The organism is Neorhizobium sp. LjRoot104, from assembly GCF_964253725.1.
GTDB lineage: Bacteria > Pseudomonadota > Alphaproteobacteria > Rhizobiales > Rhizobiaceae > Neorhizobium.
In genome coordinates, this window is sequence record NZ_CAXURS020000001.1 from 243973 (window position 1) to 269701 (window position 25729).

Below are 25729 nucleotides of genomic sequence, written 5' to 3' on the forward strand. Positions count from 1 at the left end.
CGGTTCTCCTCCTGGTGATGAGTTCTTGGGGCTATTCCGCAGCCGGCCTGAACTGGTCGTGCTCGGTGGATTCCTTCATCGCGGTGGTGGACGAAAGTCCGCCGGTGATGGCGACCGAGACAGCGTCGAAATAGCCGGTGCCGACCTCGCGCTGGTGCTTGGTGGCGGTGTAGCCGTTGATTTCGGCCGCGAATTCCGCTTCCTGCAGCTCCGAATAGGCGGCCATCTGGCGGTCCTTGTAGCCGCGGGCGAGTTCGAACATGCCGAAATTCAGCTGGTGGAAGCCGGCGAGCGTGATGAACTGGAACTTGTAGCCCATCGCGCCCAGCTCCCGCTGGAACTTGGCGATCGTCGCGTCGTCGAGGTTCTTTTTCCAGTTGAACGACGGCGAGCAGTTATAGGCGAGCATCTTGCCCGGATGGACCTTGTGGACCCCTTCGGCGAACCGGCGGGCCTGTTCGAGATCCGGCTTCGATGTCTCGCACCAGATGAGGTCGCAATAGGGTGCATAGGCGACGGCGCGGGCGATGCAGGGTTCGAGCCCGTTCTTCACCTGATAGAAGCCCTCAACCGTGCGCCCGGCATCGTAGTCGACGAAGGGCCGGTCGCGCTCGTCGATATCCGAGGTGAGCAGTTTTGCCGCTTCCGCATCGGTGCGGGCGATGACCAGCGTCGGAGTGCCCATGACGTCGGCGGCAAGCCGCGCGGCGGTCAGGTTGCGGATATGCGCCGCGGTCGGGATCAGCACCTTGCCGCCGAGATGGCCGCACTTCTTTTCCGATGCGAGCTGGTCCTCGTAATGGACGCCCGCGGCACCCGCCTCGATGAAGGCCTTCATGATCTCGAAGGCGTTGAGCGGCCCGCCGAACCCGGCTTCCGCGTCTGCGACGATCGGCGCGAACCAGGTGTCGACGGAAAGGCCCTTGCCTTCGGCGGTCTCGATCTGGTCGGCCCGCTGCAGTGTGCGGTTGATGCGCCGCGCCAGTTCCGGCGCCGCATTGGCCGGATAGAGCGACTGATCCGGATACATCGCGGATGCCGTGTTGGCGTCGGCAGCAACCTGCCAGCCGGACAGATAGATCGCCTTCAGCCCGGCCCGGACCTGCTGCATGGCCTGGTTGCCGGTCATCGCGCCAAGCGCGTTGACGAAATCCTCTTTGCCCAGCAGCGACCACAGCCGATTGGCGCCCATTTCGGCGAGCGAATAACGGATCTCGGCCGAGCCGCGCAACCGCTTCACGTCCTCGGCGGAATAGGGGCGTTCAATACCTTCGAACCGGCCCTTTGGTGCGCCGGGAACCAGCGTGTAAAAATCTGTCATTGCTTTCCTCCAGTGTAAGTCTGCCAGCCGCCCGGGAGCGGTTTTGATGTGACCGAATTTACAGAATAGAATGCTGCACTGCCAGAAAAGATACGCAACACGCAGCGGTAAAGGGGTTATTATGTCTTGTCTTTCACAAAGGCTTCTGTGAATATGTCACAATAGTAAAAGCGGCGGGCCTGTCGATTTTGTAAAAACGGTGACAAATGGCGGAACGAAAGATTTTTGCCGGTCCGCGTGTGCGGCGGGTGCGATTGGGGCTTGGACTCACCCAGACGGCCATGGCCGAAGCGCTCGGCATTTCGCCTTCCTACCTCAACCTCATCGAGCGTAACCAGCGGCCGCTCACCGTCCAGCTCCTCTTGAAGCTCGCCTCCGTCTACAAGGTCGATCTCGATGCGCTGCAAGGCGAGGGCGGTGGTCTTGCGGGGCGGCTGCGAGAAGTGTTCGCCGATCCGCTGCTGGCGGGTGAAATCCCCGGTGACCAGGAAATCATCGAGGTGGCGGAGGCTGCTCCCAATGCGGCGCTCGGGTTGATGAAGCTCTATCGCGCCTATCGCGAACAGGCGGCCCGGCTTTCCGATCTCGCCGACCTCCTGGCCCGTGAGGGGCACGAGACCTCGATTGCCGGCACGCGCCTGCCGATCGACGAGGTGCGCGAGACGCTGGAGCGCCGCCCCAACTTTTTCGCGCGCATCGAGGATGCCGCCGAAACCTTCGCGGCCCGGCTCGGGACCGGCGACGAACTGCCGGGCGCCTTGAAGGCGTGGGCGAAGAACGAGCATGGCATCGTGGTGCGCACGCTGCCCGTCCACGCAATGCCGAACCTGCGCCGGCGTTACGACCGTCATTCCATGCGGCTGTTTCTGTCGGAACGGCTGTCGCCCTTCGACCGGACCCGCGAGCTCGCCATGGAAGTGGCGCTGCTGGCGCTGGGCCAGGAGATCGCCGCCGAACTCGATGACCTCAACCTCTCCACCAACGAGGCGCGGCGCATCGGTCGTTTCGAGCTTGCCCGTTATGCCGCCCATGCGCTGATGATGCCCTATGGCGCTTTCCTTTTGGCGGCCCAGCGCGCCCGCTACGATCTCGACGTGCTGCGCTCCCGCTTCGACGTGTCCTTCGAACAGGCCGCCAACCGCCTGACCTCGCTCACCCGCCCCGGCGCGCCCGGTATTCCGTTTTTCCTGATGGAGCTCGACCACGCCGGCAACGCCATCCGCCGCGCCGGCGCGCAAGGCTTTCCCCAGGCCCGTTTCGGCGGGCTCTGTCCGAAGCTCGGGATCCATGCGGCCTTCCTCCAGCCAGGCCAGGTTCTCGTCGATCGCGTCGAGATGCCGGATGGCGGGACGTTCCTGACGTTGTCGAGGACGCTCGAAGGCCCCCAGGCGGGTTTCGGCGAGCGGGTCCGTCGCACCGCGGTCCTTCTCGGCTGCGATCTGTCGAGCGCGGGAGACATCGTTTATGGCGAGATGCTGCCGGGGGCGGCGGGAACCGTGCTTGCCGGCACCGCCTGCCGGCTCTGCGAAAGGCAGGGTTGCCTCTCCCGCGCCGAGCCGCCGGTGACTAGACCGCTCGGTCTAGACGAGATGGTGACCGGTCTCAGCGCCTTCGATTTCCAATGAGTTTTGCGGCGGCGCACATTCCCCCTTGTAGGGTGTAAGATTACTTTTTACTCTCACGGAAAATATAAGGGAATTAGGCGTGGTTTGATGATTGCGCAGAAAAAACTGGAACAGGAGAGATCATGAAAAGTCATTTGCTCAGCCTTGCCGCCGCAGTTGCCGCGACGGCCTTCGCCGCGACGGCTGCCCTGGCCCAGGAGCGCGAAGTCCGCGTCTACAACTGGTCGGACTATATCGATGAGACGATCCTGGCGGATTTCACCAAGGAGACGGGCATCAAGGTCATCTACGACGTGTTCGACAGCAACGAGATGCTGGAGACCAAGCTTCTGGCCGGCGGTTCCGGTTATGACGTCGTCGTGCCGACCGGCCCGTTCCTCGCCCGCCAGATCCAGGCCAAGGTTTTCCAGAAGCTCGACAAGTCGAAGCTTCCGAATCTCTCCAACGTGTGGCCGGTGGTTTCCGAGCGTCTGGCGAAATACGATCCCGGCAATCAATATGCCGTCAACTACATGTGGGGTACGACCGGCATCGGTTATAACGTCGACAAGGTGAAGGCGGCGCTCGGCGACGTGCCGATCGACAGCTGGAATGTTCTCTTCAAGCCGGAAAACGCCGCCAAGCTGAAATCCTGCGGCATCAACATCCTCGACGCATCCGACGAGACCTTCGCGATCGCGCTCAACTATCTCGGCAAAAACCCTGACAGCAAGGACACCAAGGACCTGGAAGCCGGCGGCGCCGTCTACGCGAAAATTCGCAAGTCGGTGAAGACCTTCAATTCGTCTGCCTATATCGATGAACTTGCCAATGGCGACAGCTGCATCACGATCGGCTGGTCGGGCGACGTGCTGCAGGCCAAGACCCGCGCCGAGGAAGCCAAGAACGGCGTCAACATCGAATTCATCATTCCCAAGGAAGGCACGTATATGTGGTTCGACAACCTCGCGATCCCCGCGGACGCGAAGCATGTCGACGAAGCGCATGCCTTCATCAACTACCTGATGAAGCCGGAAGTCATCGCCAAGGCCTCGAACTTCGTCCAATACGCCAACGGCAACCTGGCTTCGCAGAAGTTCATCGACAAGGAAGTCCTGGAAAATCCTTCCGTCTATCCGCCGGAGGACGTGGTCAAGAAACTCTTCACCATTTCGCCATACGGACCGCGCGAGCAGCGGGTCCTGAACCGGGTCTGGACGCAGATCAAGACCGGTAGCTGATCAAGGGCGGGGCAGGCGGAAACGTCTGCCCCGAATACTTTTGGGGCAGCTATCGGGCGAAACGGGGTAAGGGCATGGCGAAATCTCTTGGGCCGGTTAAGCGTAAATTTTCTCCCTGGACCGACCCGTCGGCGGTTCCGTTCATTCGTTTCGAAAACATCACCAAACGGTTCGGCACCTTCACCGCCGTCGATAACCTGACGCTCGATATCTACGAGCGGGAATTCTTTTCGCTGCTCGGGCCGTCCGGTTGCGGCAAGACGACGCTGATGCGCATGCTCGCCGGTTTCGAGGAGCCGACGGAAGGCCGCATCCTGCTGCAGGGCAAGGATATTTCCGGCGTGCCGCCCTACCGCCGGCCGACCAACATGATGTTCCAGTCCTACGCGCTCTTCCCCCATATGACGGTGGAAAAGAACATCGCCTTCGGGTTGGAGCAGGACAATCTTCCGAAGGGCGAGATCGCTACCCGTGTCGAGGAAATGCTGAAGCTCGTCAAGCTGGAGCAGTTCGCCAAACGCAAGCCGAACCAGCTGTCCGGTGGCCAGCGCCAGCGCGTCGCACTCGCCCGTTCTCTGGCCAAGCGCCCCAAGGTGCTGCTGCTCGACGAACCGCTCGGCGCGCTCGACAAGAAGCTGCGCGAAGAGACGCAGTTCGAGTTGATGGACCTCCAGACCAAGCTCGGCCTGACATTCCTGATCGTCACCCACGACCAGGAAGAGGCGATGACCGTGTCCGATCGTATCGCGGTCATGGACAGGGGCCTGATCATGCAGGTGGCGACGCCGGCCGAGATCTACGAGGCGCCGAACAGCCGCTACGTCGCGGATTTCATCGGCGACATCAATATTCTCGAAGGCACGGTCGCTTCGACCGGCAGCGCACTCGGCGCGCCGGGCATGGTCAGGATCGATTGCGACGGCATCGCGGTATCGGTCGAGCAGGAATGCCAGGCGGTCGCAGGTGACAAGGTCGCCTTTGCCGTGCGTCCGGAAAAGGTCCGCATCTCGCTCGACCAGCCGGTCGACACTTCGGCCAATGCGGTCTACGGCGAGGTCTGGGACATCGGCTATCTGGGCGACTTTTCGGTTTTCCTGGTGAGGCTCGCGGATGGCCGGGTGGTGCGCGCGGCGCAAGCCAACGTTTCCCGCCTCGTCGACAGGCCGATCACCTTCGGCGACATGGTCTGGCTCACCTGGCCGCTCGACGCCGGCCTCGTGTTGACGCGTTGAGGGGGGCAAGGAGATGGCAAGCGTTTCCGAAACCCACCCCGCCAACAGACCCAGCCCGGCCCGCTGGCTGGTGGTCGCGGTGCCTTACCTCTGGCTGCTGCTGTTCTTCGTCGCTCCCTTCCTGATCATCTTCAAGATCTCGCTGTCCGAGACGGCGATTGCCATGCCGCCCTATACGCCGCTCTTTGAAGGGTTCGGCGCCTTGGGCGATTTCGTCTCCGAACTGGACCTCGACAACTATCTCTTCCTGACCGACGACCCGCTCTACATCGAAGCCTATCTCTCTTCGCTGCGCATCGCGGTGATCTCCACCTTCCTGCTGCTGGCGATCGGTTATCCCATGGCGCTTGCCATGGCCCGCGCCCCGACGACCCTGCGGCCGACGCTGGTCATGCTGGTCATCCTGCCGTTCTGGACGTCCTTCCTGATCCGCGTCTACGCCTGGATCGGCATCCTGAAGCCCGACGGCCTGCTGACGCTGCTGTTCCAGTCGATCGGGCTCTTCGGCGCCGACGATCAGGTGCAGGTCTTCCGCACCGACTATGCCGTCTTCATCGGCATCGTCTACTCCTACCTTCCGTTCATGGTCCTGCCGCTCTATTCGGCCCTGGAAAAGATGGACAATACGCTGCTGGAGGCCGCCAGCGATCTTGGCTGCCCCCCCTGGAAGGCGTTCTGGAAGATCACCTTCCCGCTGTCGCTGCCGGGCGTGATCGCCGGTTCGATGATCTGCTTCATCCCGATCACCGGCGAGTTCGTCATCCCCGACCTGCTCGGCGGTGCCGACACGCTGATGATCGGCAAGACGTTGTGGACGGAATTTTTCGGCAACCGCGACTGGCCGCTGGCATCGGCCGTGGCGGTCATCCTGCTGATCCTGCTGGTCGTGCCGATCATGATCTTCCAGAACCAGCAGAAGAAGGTGGCTTGAGATGAGATCATCCCGCTTCGACGCCACCGTCCTGACGCTCGGTTTCGCCTTCCTCTACATCCCGATCATCATCCTGGTGATCTATTCGTTCAATGCCTCCAAGCTCGTCACGGTCTGGGGCGGCTTTTCGCTGCAATGGTATCGCACGATGTGGTCGAACCAGGGTCTCATGGACGCCGCCTGGATAACGGCACGCGTCGGCGTCATCAGCGCCACGATCGGTACCGTGCTCGGTACGCTCGCAGCCCTCTCCCTCGTGCGCTTCACGCGTTTTCCCGGCCGAATGCTGTTTTCCGGGATGATCTATGCACCGCTCGTCATGCCGGAAGTGATCACCGGCCTGTCGATGCTGCTGTTGTTCGTCGCAGTCGGCGTCGATCGCGGCTTCTGGACCGTCATCATCGCGCATACGACCTTCACGATGTGCTATGTGGCGATCGTCGTGCAGTCGCGGCTGCTGACCTTCGACCGGAGCCTGGAGGAGGCGGCACTCGACCTCGGCTGCCCGCCGGTCAGGACCTTCTTCAAGATCACCCTGCCGCTGATCTTTCCCGCCGTCATCGCCGGCTGGATGCTGGCCTTCACGCTGTCGCTGGACGATCTGGTGATCGCGAGCTTCACCACAGGCCCCGGCGCCACCACGCTGCCGATCAAGATCTACAGCCAGGTTCGCCTGGGCGTCACGCCCGAAATCAACGCGATCTGCACCATTCTGATCGGGCTTGTCACCATCGGCGTCATCATCACCTCGATCACCACCAAGCAGGCTGAACTGCGGCGTATCCGCGACGAGCACGTCGCAGCCCGTGGTACGAGTTGAGGCTCATTCGCCTCCGCGCGGCGGCAGGAAGATGTAGATGAGCAGCCAGGCCGGCAGCACGATGACGGCCCCGAGCACGATGCGCGGCACTGACCAGACATAGGCGTTTTCGAGCCCGACCCGGATATCGTCCGGCGTCAGGTGCAGGAGCGCCAGCAGCGCCGGTATGGTTATGCCGAAGAAGCTCAGGACCGCGCCCATGATGAGGCAGGCGAGCAGCGCCTTGCAAAGGTTGATCAGGAATCGCGCCACCAGATTACCCCCATCCGGTTGATTCGGCTCATTGTAGGGGTTTCGCCGGAGTTTGCGAAACAGGCCAGATGACGGGGTCGGGCCAGGAACCGCCGATAAAGACCGTCAGCGGCGCGGCATTGGCACCCTGCGGGATCGGTTCGACGGTTGCCGAGAGCGCGAGGCTGTTGTTGATATAGGGAATGACGCCCGAAAGCGTCAGCGTCTCTGCGGCGGTGGTTATCTTTCCCTCGCGAATATCCGCCGATCCGTCCGCAAGATCGGCGGATATGTCGATATGGTCGAATTCCAGGCTGCCGGTGCCGGCATCGCTCAGGGGAAAGTAGGGTCTTTGCGCCGCGAGCTGCCGCACGCCGGCAATATTGACGCCTGAAAGCGAACCGCGGTCCGCACGGAAGCGCAAGGTACCCCTGGCATTGCGCCAGGCCTCCGGCTCCAGCGGTCGGTCGACGTCGAGCGCCAGGTCCAACGATCCGCGTGCCGCCGGAAGTGGCCCGGCGAGGCCGAGTTCCTTGACGATATTGCCGAAATCGGCGTCCTGGACGGCAAGGCGCAGCGCGACTGCCCCGGCCACGCCACCTTTCACGGTAGCGAGCCGGCCGGTCAGCCGGCCCGTCTCGAAATCGCTGTCGGCAATGTCGATACGGGATTGCTCGCCGGTGTTCATCACGCTCACGGCGGCCTCCGAAAGCTGGAGCGGTCCAAGCGTCGCCTGCTGGGCGGAAAGTCGCAGGTCGAGTTCCAGTTCGTCGAGCCGGCCATCGCTCCGGCTGGCGTCTCCCATGGCGCGTGGCGCAATGGCGGCAAGTGCCGCGGAAAAATCCATCTGGTCGAAGGCGAGCGTCCCGGTAAGCCTCGGCGGTTTGCCGGCGGGCAGCAGCAGATCGAGTATGCCGGTCGCCTTGGCGTCATTGAGGCTGAGGGAGAGGTTATCGAAGCGCAGGACGTTGTCGTTGGTAACGATGTGGGTCGTCAAGGAGAAGCTTTTCACGCGTTCCGTGCCGGAAAATTTCAGGCCGGCCCAACTCATCGCCGCCGCAAGGTCGGGAACCGTCAGTTCGGCATCGCCGGACAGAAAGGCATTCGCCGCAAGGTCGGCGACGCCTCGGAACTGGCCATGAAAGAGGGTGGACGCCATCGTGCCCGAGATATCGCCGCTTTTGCCCGACAGCAGCAGCAGCGGCTGCGTCGAACTTATGTCCAGCGTCAGCGCCCGGCCGTTGAGCGCGGCATCCGCCTTCAGCTCCAGGCCGCGGGAAAGCCACGGCCAGTCGAGCGTGCCGTTGATCGACTGGAACCGTGTGACGCGGCCGCTGGCGACGTCCGAGATTTCGAGTGTTCCGTTGGCGATACGGACATCGCCCATGCGCGCGTCGTTATCCGCCGTCAGCGCCTGGCCGCTGCCGTCAGGCCGCGCGTCGCGCACTGCGCGGCTGAGCAGCCCGTCATTCGTCCAGTCAAGCCTGCCGTCGGTCTCCCTGATGACGTAGATTTCCGGATCCGTGAGCCGAAAGTCCTTGAACTCAGGTCGGCCGACCAGGGCCCGCGTCAGATCGAAGGAGGCCGAAAGCCGCGAGACCCGGCCGAGCACGCGCTCGCCGTCTTCCGCCTGCTTGCGGATGGTGATGTCTCTGAGCGTGATCCGAGGCTCGGGCCAGAAGCGGATATCGGGGGTTCCCTCGATCTCCACGTCATGGCCGGTCCATTCGGCGACCGCCCGCTCCATGCTTTCGCGCACGACGGCCGATGAAATGAGGAACGGTGCGATAAGCTGGAAAAGCGCGAACAGGCAGAGGACGACGATAGCGCCGACCAGAACGCGGCGCGACCGCCGGCCCAGCGGGCGGCCCAGGTTCTTCCGCAGATTTCCGATCGGATTGGTGAGCATGATCCCACGCGCATATAGGAAATGCCAGCCCCGCGCAAATCCATGCAACCTGCCGGCTGTCCTCTTTATCACGCGGTGCAACATGCTATACAGGCCGACACGTCCGGCCCTGCGAGCCGGGCGCGGATGGAGATAGGACGGGACCCTGGTTTCCGATGACGGGCAGGGTTCTCCCGGGGGTGGAGGAATGGGAATGGGCAACGAGCAGCCGCTGTGGAGTCCTTCGAAGGAAGCGCAGCAGAAAACCCCGCTTTATCATTTCATCGGCTGGTGCGGGGAGCGCTCTGGCAAAAGCTTTCCCGACTACGATGCGTTCTACGCCTGGTCGATCGTCGAGCGCGGCGAATTCTGGTCGGCGGTCTGGGATTTCTGCGGCGTCAAGGGCGAGCGCGGCAAACACGCGCTGATCAACGGCGACGATATGCTCGCCGCCCGCTTTTTCCCCGATGCGACGCTGAATTTCGCTGAAAACCTGCTCGCCGGAACGGGAGCCGGTGACGCGCTGATCTTCCGCGGCGAGGACAAGGTGAGCTATCGCTGGTCCTGGGATAAGCTCCGCGCCGAGGTCTCACGCCTGCAGCAGGCCTTCACGGCGCTGGGTATCCAGAAGGGCGACCGCGTCGCTGCGATGATGCCGAACATGCCGGAGACGGTCGCCTGCATGCTGGCCGCGGCCTCGATCGGCGCGATCTGGTCCTCCTGCTCCCCTGATTTCGGCGAGCAGGGCGTGCTCGATCGTTTCGGCCAGATCGCCCCGAAACTGTTCATCACCTGCGACGGTTATTGGTACAACGGCAAGCTCCAGGATGTCTCCGCCAAGGTGAAGACAGTCTCGGAGGTGCTGAACACGCCGGTTCTGGTGGTACCCTATGCGGGCGATGCCCCGGGGCTTGCCGCGTCGCTTGCCGATGGCCGTACGCTTGCCGATTTCACGGCACCTTACGAGGCGAGGGCGATCGAGTTCGAAGCGCTGCCGTTCTCCCATCCGCTTTATATCCTCTTCTCGTCCGGCACGACCGGCGTACCGAAATGCATCGTCCATTCGGCCGGCGGCACGCTGCTGCAGCACCTCAAGGAACATCGCTTCCATTGCAGCCTCCAGCCTGGCGAAAAGCTGTTCTATTTCACCACCTGCGGCTGGATGATGTGGAATTGGCTGATCTCGGGCCTCGCCGTCGGCGCCACGCTCTGCCTGTTCGACGGGTCGCCCTTCGCGCCGGACGGCAATGTCCTGTTCGACTATGCGCAAGCCGAGCAGTTTGCGGTATTCGGCACCTCGGCGAAATACATCGACGCTGTCCGCAAGGGCGGCATCGTGCCGAAGGAGAGCCACGATCTCTCGGCGCTGCGGCTGATGACCTCGACCGGCTCTCCGCTGTCGCCGGAGGGCTTCTCCTTCGTCTACGAGGGCATCAAGAGCGACGTGCATCTCGCTTCGATCTCCGGCGGTACGGACATCGTCTCCTGTTTCGTGCTCGGCAACCCGCTGAAGGCGGTCTGGCGCGGTGAGATCCAGGGCCCCGGCCTGGGCTTGGCCGTCGATGTCTGGAACGACGACGGCAAGCCGGTACGCGGTGAAAAGGGCGAGCTCGTCTGCTCGAAGGCGTTTCCGTCCATGCCGATCATGTTCTGGAACGATCCCGAAGGGCAGAAATACCGCGCCGCATATTTCGAGCGTTTCGACAATGTCTGGTGCCACGGTGACTTCGCGGAATGGACAGAGCATGACGGCATCGTCATCCATGGCCGTTCCGACGCCACCCTCAATCCGGGCGGCGTGCGGATCGGTACCGCCGAGATCTACAATCAGGTGGAGCAGATGGAGGAGGTCGCGGAAGCCATCTGCATCGGCCAGGACTGGGACGACGACGTCCGCGTCATCCTGTTCGTGCGCCTCACCGGCGGCTTGACGCTGACCGAAGATCTTACCAAGGCGATCAAGGCCCGCATCCGCACCGGCGCTTCGCCGCGCCACGTGCCGGCAAAGGTCATCCAGGTCGCCGATATCCCGCGCACCAAGTCCGGCAAGATCGTCGAACTGGCGGTTCGCGACGTCGTGCATGGCCGTGCCGTCAAGAACAAGGAGGCGCTCGCCAATCCGGAAGCGCTCGACCTGTTCGACGGTCTTGTCGAGTTGAAAAGCTGAACGGCTGGCATTCCGAGGAGGCGAGATGTATCGCGGCGGCACATCTCCAGCATAAATTCCGGAAATGGGACGCTGTTAACGGGCTATTAAGCCGCTTTGATCAAAAGTGGAGCAACATGGTTTCGTCTCGTGTATGAAATACGCCTAGCCGCGAGCTTTCATAGACATGACGTCTCCACCGACCCTCGTTGGACAGCATTAAACTTCAAAGGCAGCTTCGGCTGCCTTTCTTTTAACACCGTATACAACCTAAGAATGCGCAACGCGTCGTCACAACCATGGCGACGTTGAGACCTTGAAGCTATCACCGGCCAACCGGTGAGGATGCCGAAACCGGCTTTCCGGGATCAGTTCGCCAGCACCCGCGGCGAAGGGAAGGTGATTTCCACCAGCGTGCCTTCGTTCGGTGCGGACGTGATCGCGAAGGCGGCGCGGTTTGCGTCGACCATCGCCTTGGTCAGCGGCAGGCCGAGGCCGGTGCCGTCGCCGCGCTTGCGGGAGGCGCTCGCAACCTGGCGGAACGGCTTCATGGCAAGCTCCAGCTCCGAGCGGGTCATGCCGATGCCGGTATCGCGGACGCGAAGGACAACGTTTCCGTTGGTCTCGTAAGCGGTGGACACGACGATCTGACCGCCTGAAGGCGTGAAACGGATGGCGTTCGACAGGATGTTCAACACGATCTGCTTGATCGAGCGGGGATCGGCGACCACCTGGGGCACGGCATGCGACAGGGCCGTGCGGATGATCACCCGCTGGCCGTTTGCCTGCGGCTGCACCAGCGAGACCGCCTCCGACACCGCCTCGTTCAGGCCGACGGCGACGAAATCGAGTTCCATCTCGCCGGCCTCGATCTTGGAAATGTCGAGGAGGTCGTTGACGATATCGAGCACATGCCTGCCGGAGCGGCTGATGTCATTGGCATATTCCACATAGCGCGCATGACCGATCTGGCCGAAACGTTCGCTCGCCATCATGTCGGCAAAGCCGATGATCGCGTTGAGCGGCGTGCGGATTTCGTGGCTCACATGGGCGAGGAACTCGCTCTTGTGGGCGTTCGCCGTTTCGGCCGCGCGCTTGGCGGTGCGCAGCTCGTCTTCGGTACGCTTCCACTGGGTGATGTCGCGGATGACGGCACAATAGCCGTTCGAGGAGGTCAGTTTGCCGATCGTCATGAACAGCGGCAGAAAGCCGCCGGAAGCTTCGCGGCCGATCACTTCGCGGCCGTCGTTCAGAACGCTCGCCACGCCATGGCCGGCAAGTCCGGCGAGATAATCGAGGATCGCCCGCTGGCTCTCGTGGGCGAACAGCGTGACGAAAGGCTTGCCGTTGATCTCTTCGTTGTCATAGTTGAAGAGCGCACTCGCCGCCCGGTTCAGGGAGCGGATGTCGCCATCCGCGCCGATGATCACCACGCCATCGGTGGCCGTTTCCAGGATGGCACGCAGTTCGGTTACCTCGACCTGCAGCTTGGCGAGCTGGTCGGCGGCGCGGGGCGCCCGCAGCGGAATGACCTCCGCCGCTTCGCCATCCCCGGTGGAGCCCTGAGACTCGGCCACGACCGGCATCAGCGCCAGCATGAGAACAGTCGAATTGTCCCAGCGCACGGACTGCAGGCGCGCGGTCACCGGCACCAGCACATCGTCGGCGCGCACCACGACCATGCCGCCGGCTTCCGCTGTCTTGCCTTCGAGATCCTGGCGCTGCAGCAGCGCATCGAGGCCGCCGACTTCCGCCAGTTCGCCGATCGAGGCATAGCCGGTGAGCCGCAGGAATTCGGGATTGCCGTAGATCAGGAGGTCGCCGCTATGGACGAGAAGCGCCACCGGCATCTGATCGACGATCTCCGCGGAAAGACCGATACGCTCGCGAACCGGGATCATCTGGCTCAACAGCTCGCGGTCGGAAAGCTCCGGATGCGGGTCGGCCAAAACCCCCGCAGCGGCTTCCTTGTCCTGGGCGGGCTCGATCGGCGCGTCGGAAAAAGCCTCGTTCGCATCTTCAGCGAATGCGATCGCCTCTTCCTCCGAAATCTGTTCCGACTCGGAAACGGCATCCTCTTCGGGAGGGGTTTCCGTCTCCGACACAACTTCCATCGGAGCCTCGCGCGTGTCTTCCGAAACGACGATGTCAAAATTCTCGCTCGCCGTCTCATGCCCGGCCTCGATCGGCTCGGTCACGGTCGGCTCATTCCGTTCGATTACAGGCGTTGCCGTTTCGGCCGAGGTCTCGGGCGCCTTTTCTGCGTTGCGGCGGCCGACGAAATTGTCGAGCTGGCGGGCGATTTCGCGGAAAGCCGCCTGTTCGACGGGGGTCAGCCCGTCGCGGCGGTTGGAGCGGCGCTCCTCGAGCTGGATGACCTTGTCCGAATGGCGGCGGCCGGCATTTTCGACGACGCGAAGCGCCGGGCGTTCTCCGGCCGGCCAGTCGAGCAGCGAAGGAATCTGACGGCCGGACATGGAAGGTTTCGGCTCGTCCTGCGCGAGCGGCTGGGACGACGGTTCTTCGGATGGCATGTCTTCGAAAGGTGCGGCGTCCGCGGAAATGTCTTCGGCGACAGCGAGCTGCTCGGCATCTTCAGCAACTTCCGGCTCTTCGGATGTTGCCGGTTCGTCCGTTGCAACGGCATCTGCAATCGTTTCGTCGCTTGCGGGAACCTCAACGACCGTATCTTCGACGGTGCCGATTTCAACGGCGTGTTCCTCTATCCCGGCGATTTCCGCCGGCGTATCGGCAATTTCGTCCTGCCAAACGGACAGATTGTCTTCTGCTGCCGGTCCCGGCGCATCGACGGGCATCTCGTGGCCTTCCGAAATCATCTCCGCTTCCGGTTCGACGACATCCTCCGGCACGGCGCGGGTGAGCGTCAGGCCGACGGCGTTCGGATCCTCCGCCGCATCGCCGATGCGCACGATTCCGAAGCCGCGAAAACCGTCGAACTCCCGGGTGCGGGTGTAGGTCGGCAGCGCGGCGAGATCGACCGGTACGATCAGCGACGTGCCCTCGATCGGCCACCAGATCGTCTTGCCGGACCAGGTATCGCGCTTGTTGAGCAGCTCGGTGATCTTGCCCTCGGGGTCGAGATGGAAGAGGGCGGCGAGATCGGTAAAGGCCATGCCGTTGATATCGGCGGCGTGTGGACCGACCGCATCGGCAAATTCGCTCGAAACTTCTCGGAACCGTCCTTCGGCGTCGATCTTCCAGACGAAGCGGGTCGCGCGTCCGTCACGGCGGAAAACGAAACCGGCCGGTTCCGGCGCGTCGATTTCGACCGCTGCAGGCTCGATCGCAGGCGCCATCTCCACTGTCTCCGGCTGGGCCGCGGGTGTTGCCTCTATCGCGGCTTCGGAAACCAGCTCCTTGGCCGCCTCTATCGCATTAGCGGAGGAAGGGGCCTCGACGTCTGCGGCCGACACGGCATTTTCAGGCGCGGCCTCTTCCGTCGGCTCCTCGAAGGCAGCGGACTGAGCCGGCGCGGCATCCCCACCGGCTTCAAGCGAAATTTCTTCTTCCGGCTCTTCCGTATCCTCGATTTCGGATACAGCGGCGATCACCTCGGCAAAACTGTCGACCGGGACGGCCTCCACCGTGAAGTCCTCGGTATCCTCGCTCGCAGCGGCTTCCATGGTTTCCTCGCCGCTCTCGGCGGTCGTCGGGGCCTCATCGCGCGGTTCGTAGCCGTTGGCGACGGCGGCGCGCCCCTGCTCCGTCTCGACCGTGAACATGAGATGCAGGGCAGGTTCATCGGAGAGCTTGCCGATTGCAGCCGGCAGGTAGCCCTTGGAGGTCGGGATAGGGCGCTTTACGAGGCGGCTCGGATCGGCGCCCGCCATGGTCGCCATCATCTTGGCGGTCTGCGTGGAAACGCCGAGCGTGGGGAACTCGGCCGAAGCGGCGAGCACCTCACCGTTTTCGTCGATCACCGCCATATGCGTATCGGGATCGTCGAAGCCTTCGATCATCCGGGCCGCGGAGGCTGAAGGCGCGAGCCTGCCCCGTTCCACCGGCGCGCTGAACAGCACGGCGGTTTCGCCCTGAACCTGGACAAGCTCGCAGATCGCCTGCACCGGAATGCGCTGGAAACCGGAGGCGACCCGGATCGTCAGGTGGCGGATGTCGCCGACTTCGTCGAGCTGGCGCGCAGCCGCTTCGATCTGGCGGAAGGCGATATCGACGCGGTTGGGACCCTGGTCGAGGAAATCGTAGATGGAGCCGAAACCGAAGAGATCGGCGCCGCGCCCGTTCGCCCAGAGCGGGCTTTGCATGTCCGGAGAAAACAGCACGATCGCCTCGCCTGCCGCGAAACGATCGCGGACGCGCTCATGCACGGCAATGTCGATGAACGGGTATTGGACTGCGGACATAGGCAAAACCTACAGGGCGTTTGTGACCGGATTTCTACGTAGTTTAACGGATTGTTAATAACCTTCCCCTGCCTTCGGGTCGAGAGCGGCGCTGTCCAAACCTCCGATAGGGTTAATTCCGGGAATGATTTTATTGTGCAGCGCACAATGATATTGCAATGCACAACGAGATGGTCTATATAAGAGGCATGACATCTTCGGTTCTGCCGAAGAAATCGCCAACGAGGACCTGAAACGATGGCATACAAGACCGACGATATCTTTTCCTTCTCCGCTTTCGATCCGTCCAAGATGACCGAAGGCTTCCGCGACTTCGCCGAAAAGGGTGCCACCCAGTCTCGCGAAGCGTATGCTAAGATGAAATCCGCCGCCGAGGAAGCCACCAAGACGGTTGAATCCACAATGCAGTCGGCCCAGGCAGGCTCTGTCGAACTCGGCCTCAAGGCGATCGACGCGCTGCGAACCAATGCTGAGGTCTCGCTGACCCATATGGAATCGCTGCTCGGCGTGAAGTCCTTTGCCGAACTGATCGAGCTGCAGACTGGCTTCATCCGCAAGCAGGCTGAAATCACGGTTGAGCAGGCCAAGTCCATGCAGGACACCGCCCGCAAGATCGTCGAAGACGTGACGAAGCCGGGCAAGGAAGCTGCTGAAAAGGTCATGACGACCTTCAAGGCTGCCTAATTCCTAAGCTTGATTTGAAGGAGAAGGCCGGAGCACGCTCCGGCCTCTTCTATTTGCGGGAAAGGACTTGCAAAAAAAGTCCGATCACCGTATGTGACCCCCCAACGGCGCCCAAGGGCGCTTGTGCGGTTGTAGCTCAGTTGGTTAGAGCGCAGGTTTGTGGCACCTGAGGTCGGAGGTTCGAGACCCCCCAACCGTACCATTCAAATTTCTTGCGATGCAAAATGCATCGCATTTGCTTTTGTTGACGTCCCTTCCGTCTAAGATGAATTTTTTCCCTCTGGCGTCTGGATCAGAGCTGCGGCAAGCAGCGTTATATGCGCGGTGCCCCCCAAGCTGATCGTACGATGAAGGGGTAATGCCCATTTCCGGTCCGCTGGACTTGATCCACGCAAAGCTAATGCCTTAGGGAACAGTGCCGCCAGCATGGAAGCCGTCCCTCAATGTGAGGTTAAGCAACTGGTGGCTTCAGCGAAATACCAAACGTTGACACGTAACTTAGAGCAATCAGCAGTACGACGCCGAAAACAATGGTCCAGAGCCGGCGCGCGAGCATAGTTGACGAAACGAAGCGGAGCATGGCTCCAAACACAAATGCGTAGCCATATATGGTAACTCGCACTAAGCCGCCAAACCCACTCGACATGGGAGTGATTGCGCGAATCTCGTCTAGGTTAGGTAAAAAAATGCAAGCTACGACGAGTGCGGTTAAGCACATGGCGGTAAAGCCGCTTCTTTTTTTCCATTTTATGCGATGTGAAAACTTCCGTTTTCTGCCGTTATTCAGATAATACCATATTCCAAACGGCGGGAAGAGCATTAGCAAAGCCAAGATTGGATAATAGCGATACCAGATATCGAGGTCGCAGGCGACAAATTCCGAATCGACTATCTCCTTCGTAGTTCGAGCGTAGGTTGACAGCATAAGTGTCGAGAAGAACACGAGTGACGCTAGGAATGAAGCCAGGAGCGGTGTGATCACTATGCCTGTCCAGCCAAGAGCCACGGCCCAGACTATTTGGTTGTAATGATACCAATGGCTTAGAAGCCAGTTTGCCCAAGCCCCTAGATCCAATACGCCAGACGCGTTCCCGAACACGGCAATAATCGTCCCAACGGCCGAAATCACAGGCCAGATCCTTTGCTGGGTCCAATGTAGCAAGGTTGTTTCACTCCATAGCCATGGTATTCGCCTTTAAGTTGATGCTGAACGAATGATAGTCAAACTCAAGCCCTGAGGCGGTCAGCCGGCAGCCTCTTTAGCTACTGAAGGTGGGGAGTGTTCTCTTGCGGCAATAGTGCCTTACCAGCGCAGCAGGCGCGGTCCCAGCACCGAGCCGAGGCCCCCGGTCGTGAGGATGCCGAGCGAATACCAGATAAGCACGAAGGGCATGCCGTTCTCCGTGCAGAACCAGGAATAGACCCATGCACTGGCAGCGCCCGCCGCGATGCCCGCGATGAAGCCGGTGAGCCTCAGATCGGTCGGCGCGCCGTGGCGAAGCACCCAGATATTCCCGGCAAACACCGGAAGCGCCAGGAGGAATATCAATAGCGGGCAATGCAGTGCGGACGATCCAATGATCAAGGTGCGATAGGTCTCTACCGGCGACATCATCAGCTGGCTCGCCCCAACCACGGCCATGATCGCGACGATCGCCGCCGCGAACTGGAAGAACCGCCCCTTGGAGCCATCGGGCCGCGCCAGGCGATAGGCGGCGAGGAATGCGGCGATCGCCAGCAGGGCGTTATAGGCGGACTTGATCCAGAACACCGGCAACATCAGAGCTTCGGCCACGTCGAAGCGCAAGCCGAGGATTGCCAGCATCAGCACCAGCGACACAGCGAGCCCCGGCAGGACGCCAGTCGCGAACCGGCGCGCCAGCGCATGGCGCGGCACCGGCTTCAGTTCCCCAACCAGGCTGTCGATGATGTCGTCCGTCGTTCTCACTTTCCGCCTCGCAATTTCTCCGCCAGTGCCTTAAGCCCCCTGTGAATGCTGACCTTGACGGCCGATTCCGATTGGCCGGTCCGGCTTGCCGTGTCCGCCACCGACTGGCCCTCGATCTTCACCCAGCGTATCAATTCCCGCTGTTTCGCCGGCAGGCCGTTCAGAAGGCGCTCGACATCCATCCGCGCCGTCAGGCCTTCCTCGTTGTAGTCGCTCTCGAAATCCTCGCCGAGCTCCGTTTCCGCCATCATCCGGCTACCGCGGCCGCGATGGTGGTCGATCAGCTTGTAGCGGGCGATCGAGAAGAACCATGCGGTGAACGGCCGCTCGCGATCGTAGGTTTCCCGGCGGGAATGCAGCGCCAGCAATGTCTCCTGGACGAGGTCTTCCATGTCCGCTTTCGTCGCGGCAGCCATTCGGCGGCCGTAATATCCGACAAGCAGGACGCGCACCGCGTTGAGCAAACGCCGATAGGCGGCCTCGTCCCCGTCAAGAGACAGAAGCATCAGGGCCTTCAGGGCTTCTTCCGAATGGGGGCTCGTCATGCTGTTCAATGATTATTCGGAGAAGCACATAAACGGTTACATCCGGAATGGAAAATAATCGGGATGCTTCCGGCCTATCACATAACCGTGACGCTGTAACGACTTTCTGCGCGGGTCGAATTGATGGCTGTGAGCCTCGGCAGACAGCCGGCGGACACATCGGTTGATCCCAGGAGGATATCTCATGACCAAGCTTCTTTCCACCTTCGCAGCCTGCACTCTCGTCGTCGGCCTGTCGCTTGCCGGTGCCGCTCATGCCCAGAGCAGCACCGGCACCGATACGATGAAGAAGGACTCGATGAAAACCGACACCATGAAGCCGGACTCTATGAAGAAGGATTCGATGGCGACGGGCAGCACCAAGACCGACTGCATGCACAAGGCCGGCATGGAGAAGGACTCGATGAAGAAGTCGGAAATGATGAAGGCCTGCGACGCGATGAAGTGACGCCATGAAATGATCCGACCGCGGCCGCTGAAACTTTATGTCCGGCGGCCGCGTCTCTCTGCCGAAGTCCACGTCCTGTACTCGGAGGAAATACCATGGCCACGATCGATGCCGGCGCTGCGACCGGCCGGACGGTCATATACCGCCACAGCCTGCTGGTGCGCCTGTCGCACTGGGTGAATGTATTCTGCATGACCGTGCTGCTTTTCAGCGGCCTGCAGATCTTCAATGCCCATCCGGCGCTCTACTGGGGCCAATATGGTGCGGATAACGATCCCTCTTTCATTTCCACGGAGGCGGTCGAGGATGGCGACAGGGCGAAGGGCCTGACGCATATCGGCCCGCTCACCTTCAACACGACCGGGTTTCTCGGCGTGTCCGACGTCGATGGCCAGGCGACCGCGCGAGGTTTCCCCGACTGGTTGACGCTCCCGAGCTATCAGGACCTCGCAAGCGGCCGGCGCTGGCACTTCTTCTTTGCTTGGCTGTTCGTCATCAACGGCTTCATCTATCTCGCCTATGGGCTGCTGAGCCGTCACTTCCGCCGCGATCTTCTGCCGACCGGAAATGAGCTGACACCCGCCCATATCGGCCACGAGATCGTCAACCACGCCCGGCTGCGGTTCCCGAAAGGGCCGGAGGCGCGGCACTACAACACGCTGCAGAAACTTACCTATGTTGCGGTGATCTTCCTGCTGCTGCCGCTGATGATCCTGACAGGGCTCACCATGTCGCCCGGCTTCAACGCCGTGGCGCCCTGGCTGCTCGACGTGTTCGGCGGTCGCCAGTCGGCCCGCACCCTCCATTTCCTGACTGCCTTTTCGCTCACTGCCTTCGTGGTGGTCCATGTCGCGATGGTGATCCTGTCGGGCCTCTTCAACAATCTGCGTTCGATGATCACCGGCTGGTACGCCATCGAACAGGAGGACAAGCAATGAGCAGCATCCTCACCCGCCGCCGCTTTCTGATCGGCACGACCATGGCCGCTTCGGCGCTCGGTTTGAGCGGCTGCGACGCGCTCGTCGAAAGCGACCGGACGAAATCCGTCCTCAAGATCGCCGAGGGTTTTTCGATGAAGACCCAGCGCTTCCTGCTCGGCGACGACGCGCTGGCGCGCGAGTTCACGGAGGCGGATCTCTCCCCGGTCTTCCGCGCCAATGGCACCAGCATGCCGGACAATCCGCAATATCTCGACTGGATGAACCGGCAGTTCTCGACGTGGACGTTGGAAATCGGCGGTCTCGTCGACAAGCCGATGCGGCTGTCGCTTGCCGAACTGAAGGCCCTGCCGGCCCGCACCCAGATCACCCGGCACGACTGCGTCGAGGGCTGGAGCGCGATCGGCAAATGGACCGGCGTGCCGCTCGGCGCTCTGCTCAAGACCGCCGGCCTCAAGCCGGAGGCCCGCTACATCGTCTTTCATTGCGCCGACGAATACGAAAAGACGTTGGACGGCACCGGCTGGTACTACGAGAGCGTCGATCTGGTGGATGCCTTCCATCCGCAGACCATCCTCGCCCACACGATGAACGGTAGCGACCTCGAAGTCGCGCATGGCGCACCGCTCAGGCTGCGTGTCGAGCGGCAGCTCGGCTACAAGCAGGCGAAATACCTGACCCGCATCGAGGCCGTGGCCGATCTCGGCCGTCTCTATGGCGGCAGCGGTGGCTTCTGGGAGGATCGCGGCTACGAATGGTACGCCGGGATCTGAAGAGGCTCAGGTTCCCGCCTGTGCCGGAGCAATTCTCGGAAGCCTGATGATGAATCGGGTGCCGCGGACCTTACCTGCTGGCGGGCTTTCGACGGAGATCGATCCGCCGAGAACCTCGGTGACGATCTGGTGGACGATATGCAGCCCAAGACCGGTACCGCCGCTATGACGGGCCGTGGAAAAGAAGGGTTCGAATATCTTCTGAATGTCCGTTTCGTTTATCCCGCGACCATCGTCGGTGAATTCGATGAGGACCTGATCCGCCAGTCTCCGGACATCGACGGTGATCATGCCGGGTTTGCCCGCGTCGAAGGCGTGCAGCAGCGAATTGTTGAGGAGGTTCGACAAGACCTGCGCAAACGGTCCCGGATAGGTCGTGATCGCCAGGTCGCCAGGCACGTTCAGCGTCAGGCTGATACCGGCGCTGGCGTCCCATTTGCGCAGGCGCGGATCGGCATCGGGAATGAATGCGGCGAGATCGATATCCCGCCGCTCCAGCGTCGCGCGGTCGACTGCAACCTGTTTGAAGCGTTGAACCAGTGCAGTGCACCGGTGGATCGCGTCGCGCACCAGATCGAGGCTGGCATCGCTGTCTTCGACATAACGGTCGAGATCGGAGCGGCGCAGCCCTGCTGCGAGCCTTTCCTTGAAAAGCCTGAGATCCTTCGCCGCCTTGCTGAGCACAAGTGCGGCACTTCCAAGCGGCGTGTTCATCTCATGGGCGACCCCGGCAACCATCAGGCCCAATGACGACAGCCGTTCGGCCCGTGCGAGTTCCCGTTGCGCTACGCTCAGTTTTTCGTTGGTCTCGCGCAGCGTTCGGTTGGTTTCCTCCATTTGCCGAGCCCATTCCGACTCGGCCTCCATGCCGTTGGCCAGGCGGCCCGTTACCGCGAGCGCCACCACGGCCAGGATGGCCGCCACCATGCCGAGAATGAGTTTTCCCCGTGTTTCCTGGCTATTGACGGCACCAGCCGCGTCCCGGGCAAGCAGATAGAGGCTGGCATCCGGGGCACGCATTTCCCCGACCTCGCCAGTTGTCAGCAAGCCCGCGCCAGGGTCGAAGCGACGGTAGCTCCAATCTCCTTCGCTGTTGTGGAATCCCCCCCTGCCTCCCTTGCTCACCTCCCGCAGCCTCTCCGTTCGATCCGCGTCGGGCGTTGCTACCCCGAGCTGCCACGCCCAGTTGGCGTTCGCGTCGGGTCCCTGGATCCAGTATCCCGCCTGGTTCATCACATAGAGATCGACGCTCGTGTCGAGCCGCTTCAGGCGTTCGAGCAATCGGGTGCTGCGATAGTTGATGACGATGATGCCCTGCTTGATCCCATTGCGGAAAACAGGGCTGGCAACACGCAATGTCGGCAGATGCGGTATCTCGACCACGCCGTTTTCGATATTGAGATCGAGACTGGAGAAATAAAGACCATGCAGCGGTAGCGTGGCCGTGTCGCGAAAGTAGGGCCGATCCGCCTTGTTCTGCAACTGGTCCTCGGCAACGACGACGGGTTCGCCGCCGCTGCGATGGTTGACGCGCAGTCGTTCGTTGCCATCCGTATCCAGCCACCGTACCTGATCGTAATCCGGCGAGCTGGCGGCGAAACTCTGGAATATCTCGACGCTTAAAGGAGCGAGCGGATTTGCCGTCTCGCTGAAGCGCGATTGCAGGTCCGCAAGGAACAGGGCGTCGCGACCGAGCCGGTCCAGGCCCCGGCCGAGAATGTCATAGGCTTGCGACAGGGTCTCCTCCCTGTTGCGGATCTGAGGTTCCCGGGCATTCACGCCGATCTGATGCCAGAGTAATGGAACGCCGAGGCCAAGTCCGATGACCCAGGGGACGACAAAGATGGCAAGCCGCCTGCGATGGCGCCAGGCGGCACGGAGAGTCAGAAAGAAACGGGTTGCAGGCGTTGGGATCATCGGCTGTTACGCAGTCTCGGCCTGCGATCTTCGCAGCCTTGCGAGAAATTGCCCGAAGGATTCCGGCGGGGCGTAGAGATAGCCTTGCGCCAGAGTGCATCCTCTCGACCGCAGCCATTCCGCCTGCTGCTCGGTCTCGACACCCTCGGCGAGCACACGCATGTTCATGCGCTCGCCCAGCCGAATGATCATCTCGACGATAATCCCGTTCTGGCTGGCGCCTCCAAGTCCGGCAATGAAGGACCTGTCGATCTTGAGCGTGGCGGCCTCGAACGATCGCAGCTTGGTCAACGAAGAATAGCCGGTGCCGAAATCATCGATCGCGATCGCATAACCTTCTCTCCTGAGAATGGAGAGCACATCGTTTGCGTTCTGGTGCTCTTCCATGGCGACCGTCTCGGTGATTTCGAGCTCCAGCCGGTCCGGCGACAGGCCATAGCGGCGCGTAGTCGCGATCAGTTCGTCGATAAATTCCTGTCGGCCGAGCTGCACCGGCGAGACATTGACGGCGAGGGTGACCGTTGGAAACCCCGCCTCGTCGATGGAGCGGAGAGCGCCGCAGGCCTGTTCGAGGATCTGCTGGCCCAGGGGCACGATCAGCCCGTTCGCCTCTGCCAGGGGAATGAAATCCGCTGGTAAGATGATCGATCCGTCCGGACGGGTCCAGCGCGCCAGGATCTCTGCGCCGACGATCCGATTGTCGGTCAGGTCGATCTGTGGCTGGAACGCGACACTGATTTCCCGGTTGAGAACCGCCTTGTAAAGCTGCTGCGAAAGAGCGAAGCGGCGGCGCGTTTCCTCTTCGACATTGGGATCGTATTCGACGAGTTGCCCGCTTGTCCCCTTCAGTCCGGCCCTCTTCAGGAGCAGAAGCCCGGTCGCGATGACGGTTTGAGCCGAGGTGAAATGATTGAGATCGAGAGAGGCCGCCTCCGCGCCGAAAAACAGGGCTTCGGAGGAGTGGGCTCCCGCTTCGAGGCGGTTTACATATTCGATCCGCACCAGATACTCCGGCCCGAGCACGGCAAAGATGTCTTCGTGCAGGCGGGCGATCATGCAGGGCGGCGGAAAGGCTGCTGCCAGGCGCTTCACGAAGGCGCGCAGCAGGCGATCGCCCTGTTCGACACCAAGAGAAACGCAGCTTCTGGCATACTGGTTGAGTTCGATGAACAGGACTTTTCGCCTGCGGGGCGGGGGAACATCGAGTGCGGCCTGTACGCCGCGCTTCAGCGCATTGCCATTGGCAATCTCGAGCAGGCCGTCTTCGTAGGCGATGCGGTCGAGCTGGCTGGTCAGCGCCACGTTGATCAGGCCTGTACCGATATTGGTCGCGAAGACCCGCAGCAGTTCCCGCTCCGTATCGTCGATCCGCCTGTTTGTCGCGATGTAGGCCGCCGCAGCAGGTGCGACCGCCTGGCCCGGGAAAAACAGAACCTGCGCCGTCGCCGTCTCGATAGTCGCCTGCCCATCCAGCGCGCGCTGGATCAGGTCGCGGATGGATTCGTCATTGATGGTATCGAGGGTCTGGTTGAGGACGGAGGCGAACCGCCCCGCCGACCCGATGATCTTCGGCGGCTGTTCGCGGTCACGCCCGCGAACGCAGACGATTCCGTCCTCGCCGACGCCGAGAAGCGCCGCCAGTTCGTGGATCATCCGTCTGGAGAAATCCTCAAATCCCGAGGATCTCGCCAGGCTGTTGCTCGCCTCGACAATGCTCTGGAGACCCCGGCGCGCGCGGTTCAGCACGTCGATCTGCTCGAAGGTCCTCAGGTTTGCGGTGAGAATGCTATGAAGCCTCTCATTGGTGAGGTCGGTCTTCAGCCAATAATCGGCGATATCATAGGTCTCGAGCGACGACTGCATCGGCGCCATTCCGGGTTGCCCCGTGAGCAGCACGATACGCAGCTGCGAGTTGCCGAGAACTTCGCGGATCGTGCGAACCAGTCTGAGCCCTGCATCGTCCGTTTCCATCACGACATCGAGCAGGAGGACCGCGATCGAAGGCGTTTCGAGCAGAAGCTTGGCCGCTTCGTTGGCGGAACCGGCGATCAGGATCCGCGGGGCGACGCCGCGATAGGTAAAGCCCGAAAGCGACAGTCTGAGGGAGTTCTGAAACATCTCGTCGTCATCGACGCTCAAGATGGTGAAATCGGTCATCTCCTCGTGGAATTGGTCGGGCGAAGTCCCTGTTCGGGCGGCGGCCTCCGGTTGAAATTCGAAGAGATCCTGAGATTTCCTGTCTTGTTCGGTATCGCCCACGGACACATCCCCCGATTGCCGCGCAAGGGATCCCCCTGCATTTCCGCGAATCCATTATCCATTCAAAACCAAGCATGTCTCGCAAAAAGATGCGCCGGGAGCGAGATTTTGGTCGTAACTGTGGATTGCGGCCCGTTGGGGGTGTGAACGGCGGCCGGCGGTAGAAGGCGGAACCTCTCAAACCCCCGCGACCAGCGATCGGGCAGAGCCGGGCGTCGAAAACTTTTACCCTTTCGCGCCTGCCGCGGCTTGAGGAAGCGTGTCGCTTCGGCGAAAAGGGAGTGCCGCGTCTCGATATCTCACGCGAGGTGTCGGCAGCGCGTCATTTCACCTGGTCGATACTCTTCGATCGTGATCTTTCGACGGTCCAGACCGCCTGATTCTCCGGCAAAGGTAAGAGCCTGTGGAAGCCAGCCCACCC

Annotated in this window: 18 protein-coding genes, 1 tRNA gene and 1 pseudogene; 12 read left to right on the forward strand and 8 right to left on the reverse strand. The window is 61.8% G+C overall.

All coding sequences use genetic code 11. The annotated features are described in order from the left end of the window. Nucleotides 1-31: 31 nt before the first annotated feature. On the reverse strand, nucleotides 32-1321 hold the full coding sequence (aceA, locus tag ACSQ8R_RS01190; protein WP_436251699.1) for an isocitrate lyase: 1290 nt from the start codon (nucleotides 1319-1321) through the stop codon (nucleotides 32-34). A 206-nt stretch (nucleotides 1322-1527) separates the two neighbouring features. Here aceA and ACSQ8R_RS01195 point away from each other — a divergent pair, with 206 nt between their 5' ends. The 5 genes from ACSQ8R_RS01195 (at nucleotide 1528) to ACSQ8R_RS01215 (ending at nucleotide 7149) form a co-directional block, all read left to right on the forward strand. Then, the gene (locus ACSQ8R_RS01195) at nucleotides 1528-2946 is read left to right on the forward strand and encodes a helix-turn-helix domain-containing protein (protein ID WP_436251700.1); all 1419 of its coding nucleotides are present in this window, start codon (nucleotides 1528-1530) and stop codon (nucleotides 2944-2946) included. 122 nt (nucleotides 2947-3068) lie between these two features. Continuing rightward, nucleotides 3069-4166 (forward strand): polyamine ABC transporter substrate-binding protein, encoded by a 1098-nt coding sequence (locus ACSQ8R_RS01200; RefSeq protein ID WP_436251701.1) that lies wholly within the window; start codon nucleotides 3069-3071, stop codon nucleotides 4164-4166. Between the two features lie 74 nt (nucleotides 4167-4240). Then, nucleotides 4241-5398: an ABC transporter ATP-binding protein gene (locus tag ACSQ8R_RS01205; RefSeq protein WP_436251702.1), complete on the forward strand. Its 1158-nt coding sequence runs from the start codon at nucleotides 4241-4243 to the stop codon at nucleotides 5396-5398. A gap of 13 nt (nucleotides 5399-5411) precedes the next feature. After that, nucleotides 5412-6329 carry an ABC transporter permease subunit gene (locus ACSQ8R_RS01210; RefSeq protein ID WP_436251703.1) on the forward strand — a complete coding sequence of 306 codons (918 nt, stop codon included), beginning with the start codon at nucleotides 5412-5414 and terminating at the stop codon, nucleotides 6327-6329. A gap of 1 nt (nucleotide 6330) precedes the next feature. Then, nucleotides 6331-7149, forward strand: coding sequence for an ABC transporter permease (locus ACSQ8R_RS01215; protein WP_436251704.1), 819 nt, complete (start codon nucleotides 6331-6333; stop codon nucleotides 7147-7149). Between the two features lie 3 nt (nucleotides 7150-7152). On the opposite strand, the gene ACSQ8R_RS01220 is transcribed toward ACSQ8R_RS01215, so the two are convergent. Continuing rightward, entirely contained in the window at nucleotides 7153-7401 is a 249-nt protein-coding gene (locus ACSQ8R_RS01220) for a DUF6460 domain-containing protein (RefSeq protein ID WP_436251705.1), read from the reverse strand. 28 nt (nucleotides 7402-7429) lie between these two features. Beyond that, complete coding sequence (locus ACSQ8R_RS01225; RefSeq protein WP_436251706.1) at nucleotides 7430-9289, reverse strand: AsmA family protein; 1860 nt, start codon at nucleotides 9287-9289, stop codon at nucleotides 7430-7432. A 193-nt stretch (nucleotides 9290-9482) separates the two neighbouring features. Here ACSQ8R_RS01225 and ACSQ8R_RS01230 point away from each other — a divergent pair, with 193 nt between their 5' ends. Beyond that, nucleotides 9483-11435, forward strand: coding sequence for an acetoacetate--CoA ligase (locus tag ACSQ8R_RS01230; protein WP_436251707.1), 1953 nt, complete (start codon nucleotides 9483-9485; stop codon nucleotides 11433-11435). A gap of 347 nt (nucleotides 11436-11782) precedes the next feature. Here ACSQ8R_RS01230 and ACSQ8R_RS01235 read toward each other — a convergent pair whose 3' ends face one another. Beyond that, nucleotides 11783-15796 carry an ATP-binding protein gene (locus ACSQ8R_RS01235; protein WP_436251708.1) on the reverse strand — a complete coding sequence of 1338 codons (4014 nt, stop codon included), beginning with the start codon at nucleotides 15794-15796 and terminating at the stop codon, nucleotides 11783-11785. 237 nt (nucleotides 15797-16033) lie between these two features. Between ACSQ8R_RS01235 and ACSQ8R_RS01240 the strand changes: the two genes are divergently transcribed. Together ACSQ8R_RS01240 and ACSQ8R_RS01245 are read left to right on the forward strand one after the other, a co-directional pair. After that, the gene (locus tag ACSQ8R_RS01240; protein WP_436251709.1) at nucleotides 16034-16480 is read left to right on the forward strand and encodes a phasin; all 447 of its coding nucleotides are present in this window, start codon (nucleotides 16034-16036) and stop codon (nucleotides 16478-16480) included. A 125-nt stretch (nucleotides 16481-16605) separates the two neighbouring features. Next, nucleotides 16606-16682, forward strand: a tRNA-His gene (locus tag ACSQ8R_RS01245). Nucleotides 16683-17783: 1101 nt separating this feature from the next. Here ACSQ8R_RS01245 and ACSQ8R_RS01250 read toward each other — a convergent pair. Then, nucleotides 17784-18428, reverse strand: coding sequence for an NrsF family protein (locus ACSQ8R_RS01250; protein WP_436251710.1), 645 nt, complete (start codon nucleotides 18426-18428; stop codon nucleotides 17784-17786). Next, nucleotides 18425-18973, reverse strand: a complete 549-nt coding sequence (locus ACSQ8R_RS01255; protein WP_436251711.1) for a sigma-70 family RNA polymerase sigma factor — start codon at nucleotides 18971-18973, stop codon at nucleotides 18425-18427. The genes ACSQ8R_RS01250 and ACSQ8R_RS01255 overlap by 4 nt, the downstream gene beginning before the upstream one ends. Before the next feature lie 184 nt (nucleotides 18974-19157). Between ACSQ8R_RS01255 and ACSQ8R_RS01260 the strand changes: the two genes are divergently transcribed. The 3 genes from ACSQ8R_RS01260 (at nucleotide 19158) to ACSQ8R_RS01270 (ending at nucleotide 21132) form a co-directional block, all read left to right on the forward strand. Next, entirely contained in the window at nucleotides 19158-19421 is a 264-nt protein-coding gene (locus ACSQ8R_RS01260; protein ID WP_436251712.1) for a pentapeptide MXKDX repeat protein, read from the forward strand. A 95-nt stretch (nucleotides 19422-19516) separates the two neighbouring features. Further along, nucleotides 19517-20359: a cytochrome b/b6 domain-containing protein gene (locus ACSQ8R_RS01265; RefSeq protein ID WP_436251713.1), complete on the forward strand. Its 843-nt coding sequence runs from the start codon at nucleotides 19517-19519 to the stop codon at nucleotides 20357-20359. After that, nucleotides 20356-21132, forward strand: coding sequence for a molybdopterin-binding protein (locus ACSQ8R_RS01270; protein WP_436251714.1), 777 nt, complete (start codon nucleotides 20356-20358; stop codon nucleotides 21130-21132). Before ACSQ8R_RS01265 ends, ACSQ8R_RS01270 begins: the two co-directional genes overlap by 4 nt. Nucleotides 21133-21138: 6 nt before the next feature. On the opposite strand, the gene ACSQ8R_RS01275 is transcribed toward ACSQ8R_RS01270, so the two are convergent. Next, nucleotides 21139-23049, reverse strand: a complete 1911-nt coding sequence (locus tag ACSQ8R_RS01275; protein WP_436251715.1) for a sensor histidine kinase — start codon at nucleotides 23047-23049, stop codon at nucleotides 21139-21141. 6 nt (nucleotides 23050-23055) lie between these two features. Continuing rightward, on the reverse strand, nucleotides 23056-25206 hold the full coding sequence (locus tag ACSQ8R_RS01280; RefSeq protein ID WP_436251716.1) for a putative bifunctional diguanylate cyclase/phosphodiesterase: 2151 nt from the start codon (nucleotides 25204-25206) through the stop codon (nucleotides 23056-23058). A gap of 323 nt (nucleotides 25207-25529) precedes the next feature. On the opposite strand from ACSQ8R_RS01280, the pseudogene ACSQ8R_RS01285 reads away from it, so the two are divergent. Further along, nucleotides 25530-25688, forward strand: a pseudogene (locus tag ACSQ8R_RS01285) (alkanesulfonate monooxygenase); the annotation flags it as partial. Between the last annotated feature and the right edge of the window lie 41 nt (nucleotides 25689-25729).

Coding starts and splice junctions, on each gene's coding strand:
- ACSQ8R_RS01240 (WP_436251709.1), top strand. CDS start 16,034: ATGGCATACAAGACCGACGATATCTTTTCCTTCTCCGCTTTCGATCCG.
- ACSQ8R_RS01280 (WP_436251716.1), bottom strand. CDS start 25,206: ATGACCGATTTCACCATCTTGAGCGTCGATGACGACGAGATGTTTCAG.
- ACSQ8R_RS01275 (WP_436251715.1), bottom strand. CDS start 23,049: ATGATCCCAACGCCTGCAACCCGTTTCTTTCTGACTCTCCGTGCCGCC.
- ACSQ8R_RS01210 (WP_436251703.1), top strand. CDS start 5,412: ATGGCAAGCGTTTCCGAAACCCACCCCGCCAACAGACCCAGCCCGGCC.
- ACSQ8R_RS01200 (WP_436251701.1), top strand. CDS start 3,069: ATGAAAAGTCATTTGCTCAGCCTTGCCGCCGCAGTTGCCGCGACGGCC.
- ACSQ8R_RS01270 (WP_436251714.1), top strand. CDS start 20,356: ATGAGCAGCATCCTCACCCGCCGCCGCTTTCTGATCGGCACGACCATG.
- ACSQ8R_RS01225 (WP_436251706.1), bottom strand. CDS start 9,289: ATGCTCACCAATCCGATCGGAAATCTGCGGAAGAACCTGGGCCGCCCG.
- ACSQ8R_RS01215 (WP_436251704.1), top strand. CDS start 6,331: ATGAGATCATCCCGCTTCGACGCCACCGTCCTGACGCTCGGTTTCGCC.
- ACSQ8R_RS01235 (WP_436251708.1), bottom strand. CDS start 15,796: ATGTCCGCAGTCCAATACCCGTTCATCGACATTGCCGTGCATGAGCGC.
- ACSQ8R_RS01230 (WP_436251707.1), top strand. CDS start 9,483: ATGGGCAACGAGCAGCCGCTGTGGAGTCCTTCGAAGGAAGCGCAGCAG.
- ACSQ8R_RS01255 (WP_436251711.1), bottom strand. CDS start 18,973: ATGACGAGCCCCCATTCGGAAGAAGCCCTGAAGGCCCTGATGCTTCTG.
- ACSQ8R_RS01265 (WP_436251713.1), top strand. CDS start 19,517: ATGGCCACGATCGATGCCGGCGCTGCGACCGGCCGGACGGTCATATAC.
- ACSQ8R_RS01260 (WP_436251712.1), top strand. CDS start 19,158: ATGACCAAGCTTCTTTCCACCTTCGCAGCCTGCACTCTCGTCGTCGGC.
- aceA (WP_436251699.1), bottom strand. CDS start 1,321: ATGACAGATTTTTACACGCTGGTTCCCGGCGCACCAAAGGGCCGGTTC.
- ACSQ8R_RS01205 (WP_436251702.1), top strand. CDS start 4,241: ATGGCGAAATCTCTTGGGCCGGTTAAGCGTAAATTTTCTCCCTGGACC.
- ACSQ8R_RS01195 (WP_436251700.1), top strand. CDS start 1,528: ATGGCGGAACGAAAGATTTTTGCCGGTCCGCGTGTGCGGCGGGTGCGA.